Raw genomic sequence first — 19458 nt, 5'->3', positions numbered from 1 at the left:
GTATGTCAGTCGAGACAAAAGGATTGTTCGAAAAAGAACAAATTGAATCATTCTCGAATGGACGCAATGAACCAGATTGGGTACGCGACATTCGTTTAAAAGGCTTAGAGCTATCAGAAACAGCAGAGCTTCCAAAGCCAGAAAAAACAAAAATTGATAAGTGGAATTTTACAAAAAGCCGCTTTGACATGAATCAAAAGCCAAAAGCAACATCTGTGAAGGCTTTACCAGAAGTACTACAAGCGTTAATTGGCGAAGAAACAACAGAACAGAATTTGCTTGTTCAACAAGATACATCTGCTGTCTTCGTAAAAACGAGTGCCGAGCTAGCTGAAAAAGGTGTTATTTTTACAGATATTGAAACAGCTCTAAAAAAGCATGCAGAACTTGTGAAACCTTATTTGTTTGGTGAGGCAGTAAAACCAAATGAGAATTGTCTTCTTGCGTTGCATGCAGCACTGCTAAACGGTGGAGCGTTTATTTATGTTCCTAAAAATGTTCAAGTGGAAGTTCCTTTGCAGGCTGTATTTTCACTTGAAACACCTGAGGCAATTTACAGCAACCATGTGATTGTTGTAGCTGAAGAAAATAGTTCAGTCACATATGTAGAGAACTACACATCAATAGCTGGTCAAGAAGTAGTAGCAAACATTGTGGCAGAAGTATATGCAAAAGCGAACGCAAGAGTTGCATTTGGTGCAGTTGATAACCTTGCAAAAAACGTGACAACCTATGTCGTACGTCGTGGTCATGTAGATAAGGACGCTCGTATCGATTGGGCACTTGGTCAAATGAACGACGGAAATACGGTTTCAGAAAATACAACACATCTTGTAGGTGATGGCTCTTGGGCTGACACTAAGACCGTGACAATTGGTCGTGGAGATCAAAAACAAAATTTCACGACGCAAATTTTCCATCATGGAAAGCATTCGGAAGGTCACATTCTTAAGCACGGCGTTATGCGAGAAGCTTCAACAGCGATTTTTAACGGAATTACGAAAATTGAGCATGGTGCAACTAAGTCGAATGGTGTTCAAACAGAGCGTGTGTTAATGCTAAGTGAAAAAGCGCGTGGAGATGCAAACCCGATCTTACTCATCGATGAGGATGACGTAACAGCAGGTCACGCAGCATCCGTTGGTCAAGTAGATCCATTGCAAATGTTCTACTTAATGAGTCGCGGTATTTCACGTAAAGAAGCAGAGCGCCTAGTTATTCACGGTTTCTTAGCTCCAGTAGTTAATCAACTTCCGATTGAGTCCGTTAAGGAGCGTTTAAGAGAGGCAATTGAAGGGAAAGTACGCTAATGAATGCCAAAGAGATCAAAAAGCAGTTTCCGATTTTAGACCAAAATGTCAACGGAAATCCGCTCGTCTACTTGGATAGCGCCGCGACTTCTCAAAAGCCACTTAAGGTGATTGAAGCAATCGATGATTATTATCGTCGTTATAATTCAAATGTTCATCGGGGGGTTCATACACTTGGTACACTGGCAACAGATGGATACGAAGGAGCTCGCGAAAAGGTTCGGAACTTTATCGGAGCAAGTTCCATTGAAGAAATTGTTTTCACACGTGGAACGACAACGGCATTAAATTTAGTTGCATCCAGTTACGCTCGTGACAATTTAAAAGAAGGCGATGAAATTGTGATTTCCTTAATGGAGCATCACAGTAACATCATTCCTTGGCAGCAAGTTGCGAAGAGAACGGGGGCAACGTTAAAATATTTCCCACTTCAGCCTGATGGAACGCTAGATTTGGCAGATGTAGAAAATACAATAACAGATAAGACAAAAATTATTTCTGTCATGCACGTTTCAAACGTCCTTGGAACGATTAACCCGATCAAAGAAATTGCTGAAATTGCTCATCGTAATGGAGCGATTATGGTTGTCGATGGTGCGCAAAGCACACCACATATGAAGGTAAATGTTCAAGACCTTGATTGTGACTTTTTCGCTTTTTCTGGTCACAAAATGGGAGGCCCTACTGGAATAGGGGCGTTATACGGCAAGAAGCATCTACTTGAAAAGATGGAACCAATTGAATTTGGTGGAGAAATGATTGATTTTGTCGGCTTACAAGATTCAACTTGGAAAGAACTTCCTTGGAAATTTGAAGGTGGTACTCCAATCATTGCAGGTGCTATTGGCCTTGGCGCAGCCATCGACTTCTTAGAGGAGATTGGTCTTGATCATGTATTAAAACATGAGCATGAGCTAGCTGATTATGCAATCGAGCGCTTATCTGAAATTGATGGTTTGAAAATTTTCGGTCCGAAAAAGCGTGCAGGCGTTGTGACATTCAACCTAGATGATGTTCATCCGCATGATGTTGCAACAGTCTTGGATGCTGAGGGAATCGCAGTTCGTGCAGGTCATCATTGTGCACAGCCGCTGATGAAATGGCTTGACGTCACAGCAACAGCTCGTGCTAGCTTTTATTTATACAACACGAAAGAGGATGTTGATGTACTTGTCACTGGACTAGTAAAAACAAAGGAGTACTTTGGCGATGTCTTCTAAACTTGATACACTGTACAGACAGGTGATTATGGATCACTACAAAAACCCACGTAACCGAGGGGAATTTGATGGAGATTCCGTTACCGTAAATATGAATAACCCAACATGTGGTGACCGCATTCAAATTCAATTAAAAGTGAACGATGATAAGGTTACTGATGCGAAGTTTGTTGGGGAAGGATGTTCGATCAGTTTAGCTTCCGCTTCAATGATGACTCAAGCAATCAAAGGCTTGAAATTGGATGAGGCTGTAGCAATGGCTCACATTTTTTCAGATATAATGCTCGGAAAAGAGTATGATGAAGAGCGTTTTGACTTAGGGGATATTGAAGCATTACAAGGAGTGGCAAAGTTTCCGGCTCGTATTAAATGTGCGACTCTTGCTTGGAAAGCAATGGAAAAGGGAATCAACGACCACAAATAGCAAGACAATTTTAAAGGAGGCTTTCACAATGGCGAAAAAAATGCCAGAAATCGGAGAATATAAATATGGGTTCTCAGATAAAGATGTTTCGGTTTTCCGTTCAAAGCGTGGGTTAACGAAAGAAATCGTTGAAGAAATCTCACGCATGAAGAGTGAACCGCAATGGATGTTAGATTTCCGTTTGAAATCATTAGAACAATTTTATAAAATGCCAATGCCACAATGGGGTGGAGATTTATCAGAACTTCACTTTGATGACATTACTTACTATGTTAAGCCATCAGAGAAGTCAGAGAAATCTTGGGATGAAGTACCTGAAGAAATCAAGAATACGTTTGATAAGCTTGGGATTCCAGAAGCAGAACAAAAGTATTTAGCTGGGGTTTCAGCTCAGTACGAATCTGAAGTTGTTTATCACAGTATGAAAGAAGAATTAACAGAGCAAGGTATTCTTTTTACGGATACAGATACGGCACTCAGAGAGCATGAGGAAATTTTCAAAGAGCACTTTGGAACAATTATTCCTCCATCTGATAACAAGTTCGCAGCATTGAACTCAGCTGTATGGTCTGGTGGTTCGTTTATCTATGTACCAAAAGGTGTTAAGTCTGAAACGCCATTACAAGCGTACTTCCGTATTAATTCAGAAAACATGGGTCAGTTTGAGCGTACGCTAATTATTGCGGACGAAGATAGCTCCGTACACTATGTTGAAGGCTGTACAGCTCCAGTTTATTCAACAAACTCATTACACAGTGCGGTAGTTGAGATCATTGTTAAAAAGAACGCATATGCGCGTTACACAACGATCCAAAACTGGGCTCCAAATATCTTTAATCTTGTAACAAAGCGAGCAGTTGCTGATGCTGGTGCTACAATGGAGTGGGTAGATGGGAACATCGGCTCAAAATTAACAATGAAATATCCAGCTGTTGTTATGCGTGGAGAAGGTGCAAAAGGAACGATCCTTTCCATCGCCATCGCTGGTAAAGGGCAGCACCAAGATGCAGGGGCGAAAGTTCACCATCTTGCGCCAAACTGTTCATCTACGATTGTATCAAAGTCCATTTCAAAACATGGTGGGAAAGTAACATATCGTGGTATTTGTCACTTTGGCCGTAGATCTGCTGGCTCTAAGTCGAAAATTGAGTGTGATACACTTATCATGGATAATGAGTCAACGTCTGATACAATTCCATATAATGAAATTTTGAACAACAACATTACGCTTGAGCATGAAGCGACGGTTTCTAAAGTGTCAGAAGATCAACTCTTCTACTTAATGAGCCGTGGTATTTCAGAGCAAGAAGCAACAGAAATGATTGTAATGGGCTTCATCGAGCCATTTACAAAAGAACTTCCAATGGAATACGCTGTTGAAATGAACCGCCTTATCAAGTTCGAGATGGAAGGTTCAATTGGATAACTAACGATTAACCCTTGTATATCAAGGGTTTTTCTTATTTTTGGCACGTGCCAAATTCGATTCTTGCCAAGTTTATGCCAAGTTCTTGTAAAGTTGAAATTATTTTGATGTTATTTGAAGTGATTTTTAACATTATTTTTGTGAAGTATAAGCAGTGAATTTTGCAAGTTCATCTGTTTGAATTTTTTTAGTGATATGTCCATATGTTCTACTTAATTCTTTCGTGTCTACATGACCTAATCTTTTTGCTATATAAATTTCACTTACACCTGCTTCAAGTAGTAAAGTGGCATGAGTATGTCTGAAAGCATGTAAACCCCTATATTCGACCCCTGAAGTCTTATGATAGTTCTGAATCGTTTCACGAATGATAGAAGGTGTGAGATAATGCCCATTATAATTTTGAAAAATGATTCCATTATTATTTTTCTTAAATCTTGGATTTCCAAGGATCAGTTCATTTTGTTTTGCCTTGAATTTTTTTAATTCACGAATAAAATCTTCATCAATGCTAATTTGACGATATGATGAATCGTTTTTCAATGTGGTAAGAATCACTTTGTTGTTATCGTCACGGCTTGTTTGTTTATTGATATCAATCATATTACCTTCAATATCATCCCATCTTAAAGCAAGTGCTTCAGAAATCCTTAAACCTGTTTTGTATAAGAAGAAAATCAACATATAATACAACCGATATTCAGGAAATCTCTGATGCTTGTATGTCTTTAAATAACCCAATAACTGATTCATTTCATCAAGGGTAAAATATTTAACTTTTTCATCTCCTATCTTCAATGCAACATTATCCTGAACTTCTAACTTCAATTTGTCCGCAGGATTCTTTTCAAGTACTTCAAGTTCTTGCACCGCATAAAACAGAATACCTTTAATCACTGAAAGATATTTTCGCCTTGAACCAAGTGAATATTTTGGCTTGCCATTTTCATCAATTTCTCCAAATTTAGAAAGCCAATCTTTTACATCCGTTCTACTCACTTTCATAATCTTTTTATGTCCAAAAGTGGGCATCACATGATTTCTAATAATCACTTCTGTTTGCCTGAAAGTTGATTCTTTCGTTGTATTCTTTTTATGCTTCAACCATTCTTGCACAACATCTGAAAAAAGCATGTTTCTATCAGTTAGGGTTTGACTATAATATTTTCTTTCTTCAGCCTTTGCTGAAACAATTTCAGCCTCCTTTTTTGTCTTGAATGTTCCAAGGCTCACAAGTTTACCATCAACATGAACACGTGCCTGATATTTTCCGCTATTTAATTTTCGTATGTTTGCCATCTATTCTCTTTCCCCTTTCAATCCTTTAATACGATTTCGATAACGCTTTTTATTTTTGCTTTTTCTTCTTTTGTCAAAATCCTGTCTTGAAAAAATAATGGATGATTGGAATCCAGTAAAAAATTAAGTTCAATTGGCGTTTGTTCTTGTTCTGATAGTGACCATTCTCTATCTTCTCTTTCGTTTTCCATAATCATATCAATTGGGTCAATATATCCTGCTTGCACTAATAAATTAAAAGAAGGAACATTAAGTCCTGTTGCAATCTTTTCAAGTGTTTCTACTTTTGGGGTTCCACGTTTACCTGTTTCAACTTGTGATAAATAGGAGTGTGCAACCCCTGATAATTCACTAAGCTTTCTTATTGATAATCCTTTTTCTTTTCTTAATTTCCTTAATTTTTCCCCGAACTTGTTCATGTTTCATTCCCCTCTCTTTCTTCTTTTAAAATACTCTACTATTTTAATACAAATGGTTGCTAAAAGTAAATATTTTTTAATTTGTTCTCAAATGTATAACAAACGATGTTGTTGTCTACATTATAACCATGTGGTTGCAAAAGGTAAACACACAACTAATAAATTGGAGGTAAAAAACATGTTAAACATTTCATTAGATGAAGATGAATTAAAGAAACTGTATTTGGAGGAAGTACGAAAAAGGGTAGAAGAAATTGAAGAAGATATGTTCCTTATAGATACCAAGGAACTTTGTAGAATGCTTTCATTAAGCAGACCAACAGTAGAGAAATTATTTATTTACAATCCGAATTTCCCTGCTATGCGAGTGGGAAAGAAGTGGTTGTTTAATCGTCAACAAGTAAAGGAATATATCAACCGTTGGTCAATAGATGTTAGAAAAAAAGGTGGAAGTGTTGAGTATGACTAAGAAAAGCAAAGGAGAACATCACGAATGCAAGCAGAAGAAACCTACAAAGAATTTATAGAAAACGAAAAGTTCCCAAGGAAGGATGCAGAGATATCAGACACACATGAAACATTTGATTCATGTGGGTGGGTTCTGAAAGATGATGAAGTGGTGGTTGATATTGATTGCCTTCCAAAAGATAAGATTGAAAGGATAATCAGTTATTTTGACATCAAGACCCAAATTGTTTGGACTAGCAGAGGGGCACACTTTTATTTCAATAAACCAAAAGCATTCAAAGGAGCAAAGAAAGTGTGTCCCCTTGGATTTGAAGTTGAATATAAGCATTCAAAGAACACTGATTCTATCACAATCAAACAAAATGGTGAATTAAGAATCATAGACAATAAAGGCAAACGTGAGAATTTGCCTGAAATATTTTACACTAAAAAGTTTTTAAAACCTTTGCTTGGCTTGGATGAAGGCGAAGGAAGAAACAATTTGCTATTTGCCCACCGTATGAAGATATATGAGTTGAAGCAATGGCAACCCATTTTGCGATTTATCAACAATTATATTTTCGCTACCCCTTTACCTGAAGATGAATTCCAGACCATTACAAGGGATGTACATATTGAAGCGAAGAAAAACAGAGAACCTGAAGTAGCATCCGTATTGATAGCAAAATACAGGATTGTGCAATACCTTGGGAAATTGTATTGGTATGAAGATAATCAATACATGACTGATGATGATTTACTCAAACGATTGCTTTTCAGTGAGATAGGACAACAGAAATCAAGGTACTTTGAAGAAATCGTAAAGCAAATGAAAATACAAGCACCGATCGTGGACACAACCAAGGTTTTTAGTATCAAATTGCAAAACGGCATTTTGGTAGATGGGCAATTTCACAAGGTTGATTATAAAGAGTTCACACCTTTTTCAATTAACATTCCCTACAATGAAGATGCCGAACCAGTGAAGGATGTTGATGATTATATTGACCATTTAACAAACAATGATGCAGATTATCGGAACAGATTACTTGAAATATTGGCACATCCATTGATTGTTGATAAAAAATTTAAAAGGATGCTTGCAAAGTTCTTTATCTTTGTTGGTGATGGTGGGAACGGAAAAGGAACGTTGCTATTTATTATCAGAGAAATCCTTGGGCACAAAAATTGTTCAGGGTTATCAATTAAAAATATGACAGATGAACGATACTTTACAACCATGCAAGGCAAACTTGTGAACCTTGGTGATGATGTTCAGGATGAAGCCATCAACAACGAGCAAATGAAGGTTCTCAAAAATATTAGTACATGTGATTACGTCGCCACAAGGAATCTTTTTGAACAATCAAAAGAGGTTGAGTTGACCCTTTCATTGATATTCACATCTAATCATATTTTGAAATCCTTTGAAAAGGGTGAATCTTACAAAAGAAGGGTTGATTGGTTGCCAATGTACGGCAAGCCAAAAAAGAAGGACAAGAATTTCATTGACAAGTTGGCAACCCCTGAAGCATTAAAATATTGGGTGAAATTGATTGTTGAAGGATATCAAAGGATTTATAAAAATCTAGGTTTTTCCGAATCAGCATTGGTTACAAAATTCAATGAAGAATATCATTCAATGAACAATACTTGTATTGAGTTTTTGCAGGATTTTGACCCAAGCCATTTTGAGGGAAAGCGAGCACCTGAATCATATGAAGAATATGAAATTTGGGCAGTAGAAAATGGATTGAATGTACAAAGCAAAAAGTTATTTAAAGAATCTATCAGGAAGATATTGAATTTAGAAATAACAAAAGGAACCAAAGGTAGTAGAGTATATCGACCAATTAAAGAAGAAGAATAAAATTGCCACTTAGCCACCTTTTTGCCACCTATTCTGCCACCTATCAAAACATAGTAGTGTCAAGGGTTTAACCCTTCTTAGGTGGCAAAGTGGCAAAATATCATAATAATCTATAAAATAATAATTATTATTAGTTCAAGTAAAAAAGTAACTATAAGAAAAAGTAACAAATAAACAAATAAGAGAATTTGTGAAAAAATGCCACTTTGCCACCTTATTATGTTCAAACCCTTGATATCTAGGTTTTTGAAAAAAATGAGGGGGGCAAAAGGTGGCAAAGGGTGGCATTTTTGATTTTAAAATGTAAAATGATATCCCCCCAGTTTTGGATTTTTGGGATATCAATGGGACAAACGGTGGCAAGGGAACCTTTTCCGACCAAGCGATATTTTTGAAGAACTTTTTTAAAGGGGTTCTAAAAGTCCTGAACCAAGGATGTTATAGTATGAAACAGGGTTGAAAAGCCAATAATAATAAGGCTTGCATTACGGTGAATGAAGTTTCAATTTCTCCTTTACATTTTTTTGTTTCAATTGCTGAAATGATTTCAATAGTTTGCAATTGGTTGTTTTAACATCAACCCTTCCTTTTCCCCTGTTGGTTCGCAATCCCACAGGGGTTTTCTTTTGTAGATCGTCAATAATAGAATTAGAAAGGAAATGAATCCGAAAATGAGATGTTCAAGACCATTGTTTGAATTGGGGAAAATCGTGACAACAAAAAGTATTGATGAAACTCTTGAACCAAGTAAAATTGCTAGTCTTATTAGAAACCATATAACAGGGGATTTGGGCATACTTGAAAATGCTTATATTGATGCTAACAAGAATGCAATTCAAAAAGGTGAAAGGGTTTTGTCTACTTATATATTGCAAGGACAAAAAGTCTTTATCATAACTGAATGGGATAGAAGTATTACAATGGTTCTATATGCTGATGAATATAGTTCAAGAGAAAAGGTTCTGAATGTGTTCCAAGATTGATTGAAACCAAGCCAACAGGTGCATAATATTACTACACAAGATTTACATCAATTTCACAAGTTGATTCAAAATCTGCAATAAGAAGAACTCACAAAAGGAGCATTTTGTGAGTTTTTTTATTGCTTTTTCTGTTGTTATGAACCATGAAAAATCCTTATTTATCAAGGTTTTGGGCAAAATAATAACACCTATTCCATACCAAAAATCTATTGCCGAAAAATAGTGCTGATATAAAAATCCAAGATAGAAAGGGGGTACATAATTTTGATTGAAATCAGGGACAATTCTGTTATTATTACTGGCTATGTGAATGCCGTGGAACGTGAATCAGACTTTATACCATCCCCCAAAGGTAGGTTTAAAGAAATTATAAAAGCCAAAGTATTTGAACGTGCTTTGAGCCGTGCAAAGGATGTTCTATTGCTTTTTAACCATGATGAAAATAGAATACTTGGTTCCATAACCCAAGGAAATCTAAAACTCATGGAAGATTCAATAGGGTTGAAGGCTGAAACCGAAATCAGGGATTCATCCATTATTGAAAAAGCAAAACAGAACAATTTTTTGCAAGGTTGGTCATTTGGATTCATAGAACGGAAAAGCCGTTTTGAAAAAGGTTCTGATGGGATTGAAAGGCGGTTCATTGAAGATTTAGACCTGATAGAAGTGTCTCTATTATCGGTGAAACCTGCTTATCCGTGTTGTTCGGTGGAAATCAGAAATAACGGCATCTATGAAAGGCGATATTCTGATTTATTGATTGATGCAACATCAACAAAATCCTTTGTGGATTTATCACGATACGAGAACGAAATAAGATTCTTAAAACTGAAAGGAATGACTATATAACTATGGTATTAAAACAAATTCAAGATGCAAGATTGTTAAAACTGGCACATCAAAGAGAGCAATATTTAGTTGAAATGCAGGGGATTTTAGCAAGTGCTAAAAAAGAAAAACGTGCATTTACTGAAGATGAAAACAAGAAATTTGAAAGTCTTGAAAAACAGATTCAAACCATTGATAATGAACTTGAAAAAAATGATTTTAACAACCTTGAAGATTTAACGGAACGTATGCAAGAACGTGAAGCAAGATTTAAAGCAATGCAAAACCCAAGTTCATCCGACAAAATGAAAGAAAACCGAGCAAAAAAGCGTTCTGAAGAAAACCCTTTAGAAGTTCGAGGATATACAGGAAAAGAACGAATCGGAAAACATGATACAAGCGTTACAATCGGGGATCTAATTTACTCCCATGTAACAGGCAAGTTTAGAAATCAAGAGGTAAGACAAGCACTTTCAACAACTTCAGGGGGCATTGTGGTTCCTACTGATGTATACGAAAATTTTATTGACCTAATGAGAGATACAAATTTCTTGTTGAATACAACAATCTATCCAATGACAACAAAGGCACTTGTAATTCCAAAGGTTGTGGGTGATATTCTGCCAACATTTAAGGTTGAAAATGACTTAATTGTTGAAAGTGCCCCTGTATTCGATTCAGTACGATTGGAAGCAAAACCATTGTATGCAATGACTTCCATTTCACTAGAATTGATTGAATCAGGTGGACTTGATATTGGAATGGCGGTAACTAATATCATGGCATCTGCAATGGCACAAGCCGTTCAAAGTTTTATGTTGAAGGGTGGAGGTGTTAATGGATATAAAGGTATCTTGAATGACCCTTACATCAATTTAATTGATGCAACGACCATTGATTATGCAAGTATTGGGGCAGGGTTTAGAGCAATCAGAAGTGCAAACGGAAATCCTGATGGCATCATTCTAAACAATGCTGATGCAATGGATTTAGAATTGCTAACAGATACAACAGGGCAATATATTCAACCTCCTAAATTCATGGAGAACCTTGAAACCTATTCTATAGGTGGTGGACTTGATGAAGGCGAAGGGGTTGTTGCTAACCTTCAATCTATTGCATGGGGCATTTTGTCCGAAGGTGGACTTCAAATTGATATTGATAAATCAGGTGATGCTTTCAACCGTGGGCAAATTAAGATTCGTGCAAGAATCAATAGTGATTTTGCGTTGACGAATCCGAAGTTGATTTCATATATAAGACCAACACTATAGAAATAAAGTTTCACAAGGCAGGGGAGAACCCTTGCTTTTTTTGTTGTAAAAGGTTTTAGTATTTGAAATAATTGTTACTGAACTAACGGGCAGGTTAGTGAAACAAGGAATTAAGGAAAAATGTTTATACTTTGAAGGAAACGCAGACATTATGAAATATAATCATTTTTCTTTAGATGAATGGAGGTCATTTTAATGTGTACCTTAATTGGTTTTGGAATTGGCTTATTCTTTCTATTAATCGGTGGATTTTTCTTGTATTTGAATACAAAAGATGAACCGAGATTTTTAAGGCTAATTTCTCTTTTTTCGTTTGAAGGTGGAGCAATTTTATTTGGTTTGCTAATAATCTTAATAACTATTCTTCCTATCTTGGGCATAGGAACTGGAACGTGTGAAAGTGATTTTTTCAACTAACGGGTTGCGTATCTGGAATAAGCGGATATGTTTTTTTACTAACTTAACAAGAAAGTTGATTAAAGAATAAAGGGGGAAAGTGAAATGAGTATAGTAAATTATCTTGGTTGTAATTTTACTCTGCCTTTTAGTGATGATGATAGTGATGACAAAATTTTAATAGGAGATTTTTTTTCAGATGAACAAATGAGAAAGGATGTAAAGAAAAACTTTTCAACTAAGTATGTTTATGAAGTAACATCGAATGAATTTGGGAGTATATGGTTTAATGAATATTACAAAAGTGATTATCCAAAGGGTCATTTAGAAGGACATAAAAGTTTTAAAGCATTATGTGAATTTTTAGATGGTCACCTAAAAATAGGAGATTATTGTGAATTATACACTTGTTGGTTTGGCGATGAATTAGAAGATAAAGAATTTGAACAAACTTTAAACATAAATAACTTTGACATTAACCACATCAATATATTTGAAAAAACACTATTAGTAATTAAGAAATAGTTGTTGAGTTAACGGGTAGCATTACTTCAATAAGGAATCTTCAATAAAAAATGAAAAGAACTCACAGTGGCGACTATGAGTTCTTAGTGAAATACACTTATTTTATGTGACTTTAATCAATGCCAAGTTCGTGCCAAGTTTGTGCCAAGTTGAGTTGATGAAATATTTTGCAATATTATCCAAAAGACTTTGTATCAAGGTTTATCAGGTTATTTTTGATTATATTTTAACCCTTTTCACCTGTCGTTAATCAAGTTCGAGATGGAAGGTTCAATCGGGTAATAAGTATGGTGAAGCGAATCTTCAAGATTCGCTTCATTTTTTTGGGGAAAAGGAACATTCATGTTTACACTTAATATAAATCAGATCAATATCTCGTATTGCTGATATGAAAACGCCTTTTAAGATCAATCCGTACCAATGCTAAACAATGAAAACATGCTCTTAATGAGCGCGGATTTACTCGCGCATGACATACAGGGAACGCCGTTTGCTGTGAAATGATTATATAACAGTAGTGGTTACCAATCGTTTTTGCACCCGCTTGAAATAAAGTGGGTGTTTTTTCGAGTTTCTGGTACGGTTAAGGACTTATATCCTCCTACTTAAGAAGTGTAATCATGCAAGCGTTTTCTCAGTTGCGCGGATGTTTCACAGCATGAGTCAGTCATACTACTCATTTTAATGCAAGTTGTGAAAACCGATTGAAATGAAAGGGGTTTCACTTTACCATTAATGTAAGCCTTTTGGAGAGGCGGTTTCACAAAACAGAAATGGAGGGGTTTGAAGAATGAAGCGTCTATCTTTATTAGTTCTGTCACTGTTGCTTTTGTTAAGCACATTTATGCCAACGTTTGCACAACCGAGTTATGCTCAGTGGTCTGGGGATGATGGAGGTTATGAAAGCGTACTACTAAGAGGAAGTGTAGATCCTCTGAAATGGGATGGAAATGATCACCCCTTGTTACTTAATGAAGAAGAAGATGCCTGGGTTAGTGAACCTATCAACCTACCAGGTGGACAGAAGGTTGAATACAAGTTTGTGTATGATGGCGAATGGATGTCAGGGGAAAACTTAGCGTTTACGACTCCGCAGGCCGGGGCTTATCAATTTGTTTTTCATCCAGAAGATGAAAGGCATGTCGATGTTCGTCCTGCGACAGAATACGATGGGGAGCTAACATTACAACTTGAAGTACCGGAAGAAACTCCGGATTGGGTTGTCCCAACGGTAGCTTCGAATATGAACAACTTTAATTATTCTGTTACTCGTATGAATAAAGATGAAGAAGGTCTATATTCGATTACCTTAAAAGGTCCTGCTGGAGACGAGCTTGAATATCGTTATGGCTTGGGCGATGCGAAATATCAAGAAACAAGAGAAGAACACCGCACAGCCGATTTCACTGAAATAGGAAATGTAGTGGAAGATACAGTGGAAGGTTGGACTGGAATTCCAATTGCGAGTAATGTCTCTCATAACTTTAATCATTCTCCATTTGTTCCAAGTGAGAACGATGATGTAACTATAACTGTTGAGGTCGAACATTATGGACCAATTACTGACGGCGCTATTTATTTTACAACAGATGGTGCTTCGCCTGAGGGAGCAAGAGGAGAAGCTCAAGTAGGACAAGCAGTTGAAATGAGTGTGGTATCAACTGATGAAAGCAGCAATGGATATGTATCTATTTTAGAAGGAACCATCCCTGCTCAAGCAAATGAAACTCCAGTCAAGTATAAAGTAGACGTTTGGGATCAAGAGGAAAAAGGTTCTCAATTCGCTGATACCAATAGTTTAGATGCATCCGGAGCAACGGAATTTGCTTATTATGTCGATGAATTTACATCTCCAGATTGGGCCAAAGATGCTGTGATTTATCACATCTTTGTCGATCGATTTAAAGATGGAAATGTCGATAATAATTATGACACGGTAGATGTTGATGAAGTAAGTATAGAGGAAGCGTTGAAAGATTGGATGGGCGGTGACCTGGAAGGGATTATCGAAAAACTTGATTACTTAGATGATTTAGGAATTAACACGCTTTACTTATCGCCAGTTTTTGAAGGACCGTATTCTCATGGATATCATCCAATTGATTTCTTAGATATTGATAAAAACTTTGGTACGATTGAGGTATTAAAAGAATTAATTGAAAAAGCCCATGATCGTGACATGAAAGTGATTTACGATATGGTTCCAAACCATAGTTCAGATGAGAGCCCCTTCTTTCAAGATGCATTAGACAATGGAAAGGAGAGTCCTTATTACGACTGGTATACTTTCTATGAAGACGGATCTTATGAAACGTTCTACGGCGTGGAAAGTCTTCCGCAATTAAATAACGACAACCAAGAAACAAGAGACTATATGTTAGAAGAAGTAATTCCTTTCTGGTTGGAAGAGGTTAACTTTGATGGGTACCGCTTAGATTATGCTAAGGGACCTAGCTACAGCTTCTGGGTTGACTTCCGCCATGCGGTAAAACAATTAGATGAAGATTATTATATTTTTGGTGAGATTTGGGATAATTGTGAGAAGATCAACTCTTATTCTGGTAAGTTAGATGGAGCTCTTGATTTTGGTTTCCATGATACGTTTAAAAGCACGTTTGCTAATGATGGTTCCATGCAAAGTGTAAGTAACTTAGTAAAAGAAAATGCAGCAACTTATCATCCTGAATATATCATGTCGTCATTTTTGGACAACCATGATGTGCCAAGGTTTTTGTATGAAGCGGAAAATGATACGAATAAGCTCAAGCTTGCGTCCTTTACTCAATTTATGTTGCCTGGCTCACCAATGATTTATTACGGTACGGAAGTCGGTTTGTCACAAAGTGCAAACCATAATGACTACAGTGATTGGAAAGACAGATGGTACCGTGAGATGATGCCTTGGGATAAGCAAGACCAAGACCTTGATGTGTTTGCTCATTATCAAGAAATTATTGCATTAAGAGATAAGTATTCTGCATTACGAACAGGTACGTTTGAAGAAATTTATGTGGATGAAGATGTTCTCGTTTTTGAACGTGAAGATAACGATTCACGCTTACTTGTTGTAGTGAATAAAGGTGTTGAACAAACGTTTGATTTAGCAGAACTTTATCAGCAAGATCGCTTAACGAATGTAAGGCTTGAGAATGCATTAACTCAAGAAAAGAAAACGACGAAAAAAGGCACCATTGAGATTACAACCGAAGCGCAAGGCTTCCAACTCTTTGAAGTATCAGGTAACTTAGTCAAGGGGGAAGAGGAAGAAGAGTCGGTAGGTAGGGGAAATGGAAAAGCACCCGAAACACCGGTACGTAAGGGGCATGATAAGAAACTAGAATCACCGGTTCGAAATGGTCATGAGTAAGAGATAAGAATAAAGGGTCAGACGAGGGCACTGAAAAAGTCGTTTTTTCTTTTTCAGTGGCTTCGGTAATTTATTTTTAGGAGGGTACACTGGCTATTTCATCTTAATTATCTTTCAATTCTATTTGTTGCATGTACTCTTTCGTAAATACTTAAAATAATGGTCCCATACTAAAGTTTTAATCGTAGCTTTTATAATAAATGCTAGCTATCTAATCTTCTTTAATTTTTCAGAGCTAGTTCATACACCTGTGGGGGAGTATATTTGGCAAAGAGGGTATTGGCTTTTAAGAAGAAGCTTCAAGAACATAAAACTGTGTTAACGGCAACTCCTGTAGGAGCACTCTTCTTGATTGTTTTCTTAGTAAGAAGCGACATCTTACCAGAGGTTTTCATCGAAAAGAGTAGACTACATTTTTTACACGGTGAGTGTCATCATGTTCATCATTCTTTGGACTTCAAAACTAAAGAGGACACCAAAGCCTATCCTAATAATAAGTAAATGTTCTTTTACTGTTCACTTAATTCACAAAGTATTTCTTTATTATTTACCACCCCTTGCTTATCTAAGCCCGCTAGCCTATTTTTTATTTGCTGCCGTTTTTTGTACGTTTGGATCAATTGTAGTATCAAAAATGTTTTCCTATGTTCCATTTAGTAAGTATTTGATAGGAAATCCTCTACATATCCCTAAAGAAAAGCAGCAGTATAATCAAAAGAGCTATCACAGATTATTGTGATAGTCTTTTTTAATAGAATGAAATTCATTTGTATACTTCTCTATTAATCTGTCAATGATGGTAGGGAGGTGAGAGATATGCTAAAAAATATATTTATTTATGTGATCTTATTTGGGTTTATTTTTTCTTTTTATACAATCAATGCTGATAGTAGTAATAAGAATACTATTAATGAACTTATAGACATGATGGAAGTGGCAGAACAAAAGAAAATAGATATCCAAACATGGTCAGCTTATGCAAAACAGGATAATATTCAGGCAAAAACGACGAGTGAAGTTGATCAAATCATTGATGAAATGCAAAAGAAATACATGAACTTTCAATGGAGAGATGAAAAGGAAAGAAATAATCACTATAGAGAGATTATTGGTACAAAACATGATTCTGGCTTAAACAAGCGTATCGTTTTAACTGCTTATGAGAGCCATGGCAAACATGAAGTTAGTATGACCTTCCAAGTTGTTGGAGAAGAGTGGGATTCAGACATCATGACTAAACTTGAAGAGGATCTCAATGATGAATCGATTTTTTATACGGTGAGAGGAATAATTAAAAAGGAACAGAATGACCTGCAAAACGTAGCTTTTCAATTAGTTGAAGCCTTTTCTGGAGAGGTAGAGGAAGGGTTGAAGGAGGAAGATTTTGTGTCGCTTTCGGCTTATACCGATAATTGGAATTCAAGTATTGCTGTTGATACAGAGAAAAATATCAATTTGCAAGTTGGTGTAAGAACTACGCAAAATTCAGATACAATTAATGTGACAGTGGGAACACCAATTATTACGAGTGAATACTAATCATAGTTAGATAGATGAAACGAGCCTAGTAGCTTCATCTATCTTTTTTTAATTCGAAGTTTGATATAATTAATTTTTCTCATTTAATCCTTATACACTAAACTACCATTAGTGTGTAATTAAACGGTGAATGAAGCTTGATGATCTGAAAACGATTAGATTTCATGATAGAATTAAGACGTTTTAAGAATTTATGATAAAACACCTGCCTAAAAGGAGTGGAAAAAGGATGATCTATATTGGCTTAGCTGGGTGGGGAGATCATGACGAATTGTACACCGTAACGAGCAAGCAGTCGAAGCTTGAAATATATGCGGGGCATTTCCCGATTGTTGAGATTGATGCTTGTTTTTATGCGGTGCAGCCGATACGTAATATGGAAAAATGGGTTCGCGAAACGCCAACGACGTTTCAATTTGTTGTCAAAAGCTTTCAAGGAATGACGGGGCATCAACGTGGGTTTGCTCCATTTGAAAAGAAAGAAGAAATGTTCGAGGCTTTTCGTTTATCTCTTGATCCTCTCATACATGCTAAGAAGTTAGCGATGGTTCTTTGTCAGTTTCCACCTTGGTTTGATTGTAAGAAAGAACATGTGCAATGGATTCGCTATGTGAAGGAGCAGTTGCAGGGTCTTCCCGTTGCACTTGAGTTCAGGCATCGGTCTTGGTTTGAAGGTGGAATGCGTAATAAGACGTTACAGTTTATGAAAGAAGAAGAGTGGATCCATAGTATTTGTGACGAGCCCCAGGCTGGAATGCGTTCGATTCCGACAGTCTTGGAAACTACTGACCCTCACAAAACATTGATCAGGTTCCATGGCCGTAATGTTCATGGCTGGAATGACCCGCGAGATGGAACGTGGCGCGATGTGCGTTATTTGTATCAATACAATAAAACAGAGTTACAAGAGTGGAAAGAAAACCTTCAACAACTAGCTTCACACTCAAAGGAAATATTTGTTATTTTTAATAATAACTCAGGCGGACACGCTGCAGGAAATGCCAAACAACTCATTGAAATGCTAGGTATCGAATATCATGGATTGGCACCTAGACAACTTGATTTGTTTTCATGATAATAGAGATAGTTCCAAAAGGGTGACTTTCCCTTTTGGAACTATCTCGAAGTGATGAGCAGAGCCGCCGTAATGTTTTAAGGCTTTTGGATGGTTTCCCCAAAAGGCGCACGGCGAGCGGAGCCATCGCAGCCATTGTTCGCACGAGTGGGCTTTTCAGAAATGGTGCGCAGTGGGCTACAAAATTAGTTAATATGTGAGGATCAGGTGAGAATTATGGTTTGGTTAATCTTAGTAGTCGTTGGCTTGCTTGGGGGTACACTAGGAAGTTTAATGGGACTAGGCGGCGGAATCGTTGTTGTACCTGCCTTGCTTATGCTTGCAAGTTTATCGTATCTCGATATAACTCCGCAAGTTGCTGTTGGTACGTCACTTCTTATTATGATATTTACAGGTATATCAGCAACGATATCTTATATGAAGCAAAAGAAAGTAGATTATAAAAGTGGTTTGCTTTTCTTCAGTGCTAGTGGTCCAGGCGCAGTTGTAGGAACTTGGTTGAACAGGGGGGGGGATGCAAGTTCATTTCAGATGTATTTAGGTTTTTTTATTTTGTTTGTTTCTTTTATTCTATTGATTCGTAATCGTTTATCCCCACTTCCAAGGTCAGGAAAAGGCGTCGAGAGAGTCACTACGGATGAAGAAGGAAATGTATATACATATGGTTACAGACTAGTTCCTGTTCTTGCCTTATCGTTTGTTGTTGGAATGCTATCTGGTTTGTTTGGAATCGGCGGTGGCTCGTTATTAGTACCAGCCATGATCGTTCTTTTTTCCTTCCCTCCGCATTCAGCAGTAGCAACATCAATGTTTATTATATTACTATCAGCGGTCGTTGGGTCTTTATCCCATGTTATGCAAGGGAATGTGAATTGGATGTATGCCTTGGCGCTTATTCCTGGAGCTTGGTTTGGAGGGACACTTGGTGCGGCGATTAACCGTCGTCTTTCTAGTGATAAACTCGTGCTCGTTCTTCGTTTCATTCTCATTATTATCGCTTTCAGATTAATTTATGAAGGTATGACATCAACGTAGTACTTGGAAAAGGAGGTTTTT

At 36.9% G+C, this 19458-nt stretch carries 18 protein-coding genes; 16 read left to right on the top strand and 2 right to left on the bottom strand.

Annotated elements, in window-relative coordinates; translation table 11 throughout:
* Window positions 1-2: 2 nt before the first annotated feature.
* The 4 genes from sufD to sufB are packed head-to-tail and all read left to right on the top strand — an operon-like array spanning window position 3 to window position 4380.
* Entirely contained in the window at window positions 3-1310 is a 1308-nt protein-coding gene (gene sufD, locus SLH51_RS15175; RefSeq protein ID WP_335962201.1) for a Fe-S cluster assembly protein SufD, read from the top strand.
* A complete protein-coding gene (locus SLH51_RS15170) occupies window positions 1310-2530 on the top strand; it encodes a cysteine desulfurase (protein WP_335962200.1) in 1221 nt (406 codons plus the stop codon). Before sufD ends, SLH51_RS15170 begins: the two co-directional genes overlap by 1 nt.
* Complete coding sequence (gene sufU / locus SLH51_RS15165) at window positions 2520-2954, top strand: Fe-S cluster assembly sulfur transfer protein SufU (protein WP_335962199.1); 435 nt, start codon at window positions 2520-2522, stop codon at window positions 2952-2954. The genes SLH51_RS15170 and sufU overlap by 11 nt, the downstream gene beginning before the upstream one ends.
* A 28-nt stretch (window positions 2955-2982) precedes the next feature.
* Window positions 2983-4380, top strand: a complete 1398-nt coding sequence (gene sufB, locus SLH51_RS15160; RefSeq protein WP_335962198.1) for a Fe-S cluster assembly protein SufB — start codon at window positions 2983-2985, stop codon at window positions 4378-4380.
* Window positions 4381-4512: 132 nt separating this feature from the next.
* Here sufB and SLH51_RS15155 read toward each other — a convergent pair whose 3' ends face one another.
* Window positions 4513-5679, bottom strand: a complete 1167-nt coding sequence (locus SLH51_RS15155) for a tyrosine-type recombinase/integrase (RefSeq protein ID WP_335962197.1) — start codon at window positions 5677-5679, stop codon at window positions 4513-4515.
* Window positions 5680-5696: 17 nt separating this feature from the next.
* Window positions 5697-6098 carry a helix-turn-helix domain-containing protein gene (locus SLH51_RS15150; protein WP_335962196.1) on the bottom strand — a complete coding sequence of 134 codons (402 nt, stop codon included), beginning with the start codon at window positions 6096-6098 and terminating at the stop codon, window positions 5697-5699.
* A 178-nt stretch (window positions 6099-6276) separates the two neighbouring features.
* On the opposite strand from SLH51_RS15150, the gene SLH51_RS15145 reads away from it, so the two are divergent.
* From SLH51_RS15145 to SLH51_RS15090, 12 genes are all read left to right on the top strand, one after another.
* Window positions 6277-6567, top strand: coding sequence for a helix-turn-helix domain-containing protein (locus SLH51_RS15145; protein WP_335962195.1), 291 nt, complete (start codon window positions 6277-6279; stop codon window positions 6565-6567).
* A 24-nt stretch (window positions 6568-6591) separates the two neighbouring features.
* Window positions 6592-8415, top strand: a complete 1824-nt coding sequence (locus tag SLH51_RS15140) for a DNA primase family protein (RefSeq protein ID WP_335962194.1) — start codon at window positions 6592-6594, stop codon at window positions 8413-8415.
* Between the two features lie 710 nt (window positions 8416-9125).
* Window positions 9126-9398: a hypothetical protein gene (locus SLH51_RS15135; protein ID WP_335962193.1), complete on the top strand. Its 273-nt coding sequence runs from the start codon at window positions 9126-9128 to the stop codon at window positions 9396-9398.
* 264 nt (window positions 9399-9662) lie between these two features.
* Window positions 9663-10247, top strand: a complete 585-nt coding sequence (locus SLH51_RS15130) for an HK97 family phage prohead protease (RefSeq protein ID WP_335962191.1) — start codon at window positions 9663-9665, stop codon at window positions 10245-10247.
* A 2-nt stretch (window positions 10248-10249) separates the two neighbouring features.
* Window positions 10250-11500 (top strand): phage major capsid protein, encoded by a 1251-nt coding sequence (locus SLH51_RS15125; RefSeq protein WP_335962190.1) that lies wholly within the window; start codon window positions 10250-10252, stop codon window positions 11498-11500.
* 195 nt (window positions 11501-11695) lie between these two features.
* Complete coding sequence (locus SLH51_RS15120; protein ID WP_335962189.1) at window positions 11696-11917, top strand: hypothetical protein; 222 nt, start codon at window positions 11696-11698, stop codon at window positions 11915-11917.
* Between the two features lie 84 nt (window positions 11918-12001).
* On the top strand, window positions 12002-12421 hold the full coding sequence (locus SLH51_RS15115) for a hypothetical protein (protein WP_335962187.1): 420 nt from the start codon (window positions 12002-12004) through the stop codon (window positions 12419-12421).
* 790 nt (window positions 12422-13211) lie between these two features.
* Complete coding sequence (locus SLH51_RS15110; RefSeq protein ID WP_335962186.1) at window positions 13212-15788, top strand: alpha-amylase family glycosyl hydrolase; 2577 nt, start codon at window positions 13212-13214, stop codon at window positions 15786-15788.
* 264 nt (window positions 15789-16052) lie between these two features.
* A complete protein-coding gene (locus SLH51_RS15105; protein ID WP_335962185.1) occupies window positions 16053-16289 on the top strand; it encodes a hypothetical protein in 237 nt (78 codons plus the stop codon).
* Between the two features lie 315 nt (window positions 16290-16604).
* Window positions 16605-17327 (top strand): YwmB family TATA-box binding protein, encoded by a 723-nt coding sequence (locus SLH51_RS15100; RefSeq protein ID WP_335962184.1) that lies wholly within the window; start codon window positions 16605-16607, stop codon window positions 17325-17327.
* A 229-nt stretch (window positions 17328-17556) separates the two neighbouring features.
* Entirely contained in the window at window positions 17557-18402 is an 846-nt protein-coding gene (locus SLH51_RS15095) for a DUF72 domain-containing protein (protein WP_335962183.1), read from the top strand.
* Between the two features lie 216 nt (window positions 18403-18618).
* The gene (locus SLH51_RS15090; protein ID WP_335962182.1) at window positions 18619-19437 is read left to right on the top strand and encodes a sulfite exporter TauE/SafE family protein; all 819 of its coding nucleotides are present in this window, start codon (window positions 18619-18621) and stop codon (window positions 19435-19437) included.
* Window positions 19438-19458: the final 21 nt, after the last annotated feature.

This window comes from Halalkalibacter kiskunsagensis (genome assembly GCF_037027555.1).
GTDB lineage: Bacteria > Bacillota > Bacilli > Bacillales > Bacillaceae_D > Halalkalibacter > Halalkalibacter kiskunsagensis.
This window is presented reverse-complemented; position numbering and strand designations above follow the sequence as displayed.

What these genes read in the sequence shown, in the direction of transcription:
- SLH51_RS15150 (WP_335962196.1), bottom strand. Translation starts at nt 6,098, where the DNA reads ATGAACAAGTTCGGGGAAAAATTAAGGAAATTAAGAAAAGAAAAAGGA.
- SLH51_RS15090 (WP_335962182.1), top strand. Translation starts at nt 18,619, where the DNA reads ATGGTTTGGTTAATCTTAGTAGTCGTTGGCTTGCTTGGGGGTACACTA.
- SLH51_RS15110 (WP_335962186.1), top strand. Translation starts at nt 13,212, where the DNA reads ATGAAGCGTCTATCTTTATTAGTTCTGTCACTGTTGCTTTTGTTAAGC.
- SLH51_RS15155 (WP_335962197.1), bottom strand. Translation starts at nt 5,679, where the DNA reads ATGGCAAACATACGAAAATTAAATAGCGGAAAATATCAGGCACGTGTT.
- SLH51_RS15125 (WP_335962190.1), top strand. Translation starts at nt 10,250, where the DNA reads ATGGTATTAAAACAAATTCAAGATGCAAGATTGTTAAAACTGGCACAT.
- SLH51_RS15120 (WP_335962189.1), top strand. Translation starts at nt 11,696, where the DNA reads ATGTGTACCTTAATTGGTTTTGGAATTGGCTTATTCTTTCTATTAATC.
- sufB (WP_335962198.1), top strand. Translation starts at nt 2,983, where the DNA reads ATGGCGAAAAAAATGCCAGAAATCGGAGAATATAAATATGGGTTCTCA.
- SLH51_RS15170 (WP_335962200.1), top strand. Translation starts at nt 1,310, where the DNA reads ATGAATGCCAAAGAGATCAAAAAGCAGTTTCCGATTTTAGACCAAAAT.
- SLH51_RS15115 (WP_335962187.1), top strand. Translation starts at nt 12,002, where the DNA reads ATGAGTATAGTAAATTATCTTGGTTGTAATTTTACTCTGCCTTTTAGT.
- SLH51_RS15145 (WP_335962195.1), top strand. Translation starts at nt 6,277, where the DNA reads ATGTTAAACATTTCATTAGATGAAGATGAATTAAAGAAACTGTATTTG.
- sufD (WP_335962201.1), top strand. Translation starts at nt 3, where the DNA reads ATGTCAGTCGAGACAAAAGGATTGTTCGAAAAAGAACAAATTGAATCA.
- sufU (WP_335962199.1), top strand. Translation starts at nt 2,520, where the DNA reads ATGTCTTCTAAACTTGATACACTGTACAGACAGGTGATTATGGATCAC.
- SLH51_RS15140 (WP_335962194.1), top strand. Translation starts at nt 6,592, where the DNA reads ATGCAAGCAGAAGAAACCTACAAAGAATTTATAGAAAACGAAAAGTTC.
- SLH51_RS15100 (WP_335962184.1), top strand. Translation starts at nt 16,605, where the DNA reads ATGCTAAAAAATATATTTATTTATGTGATCTTATTTGGGTTTATTTTT.
- SLH51_RS15095 (WP_335962183.1), top strand. Translation starts at nt 17,557, where the DNA reads ATGATCTATATTGGCTTAGCTGGGTGGGGAGATCATGACGAATTGTAC.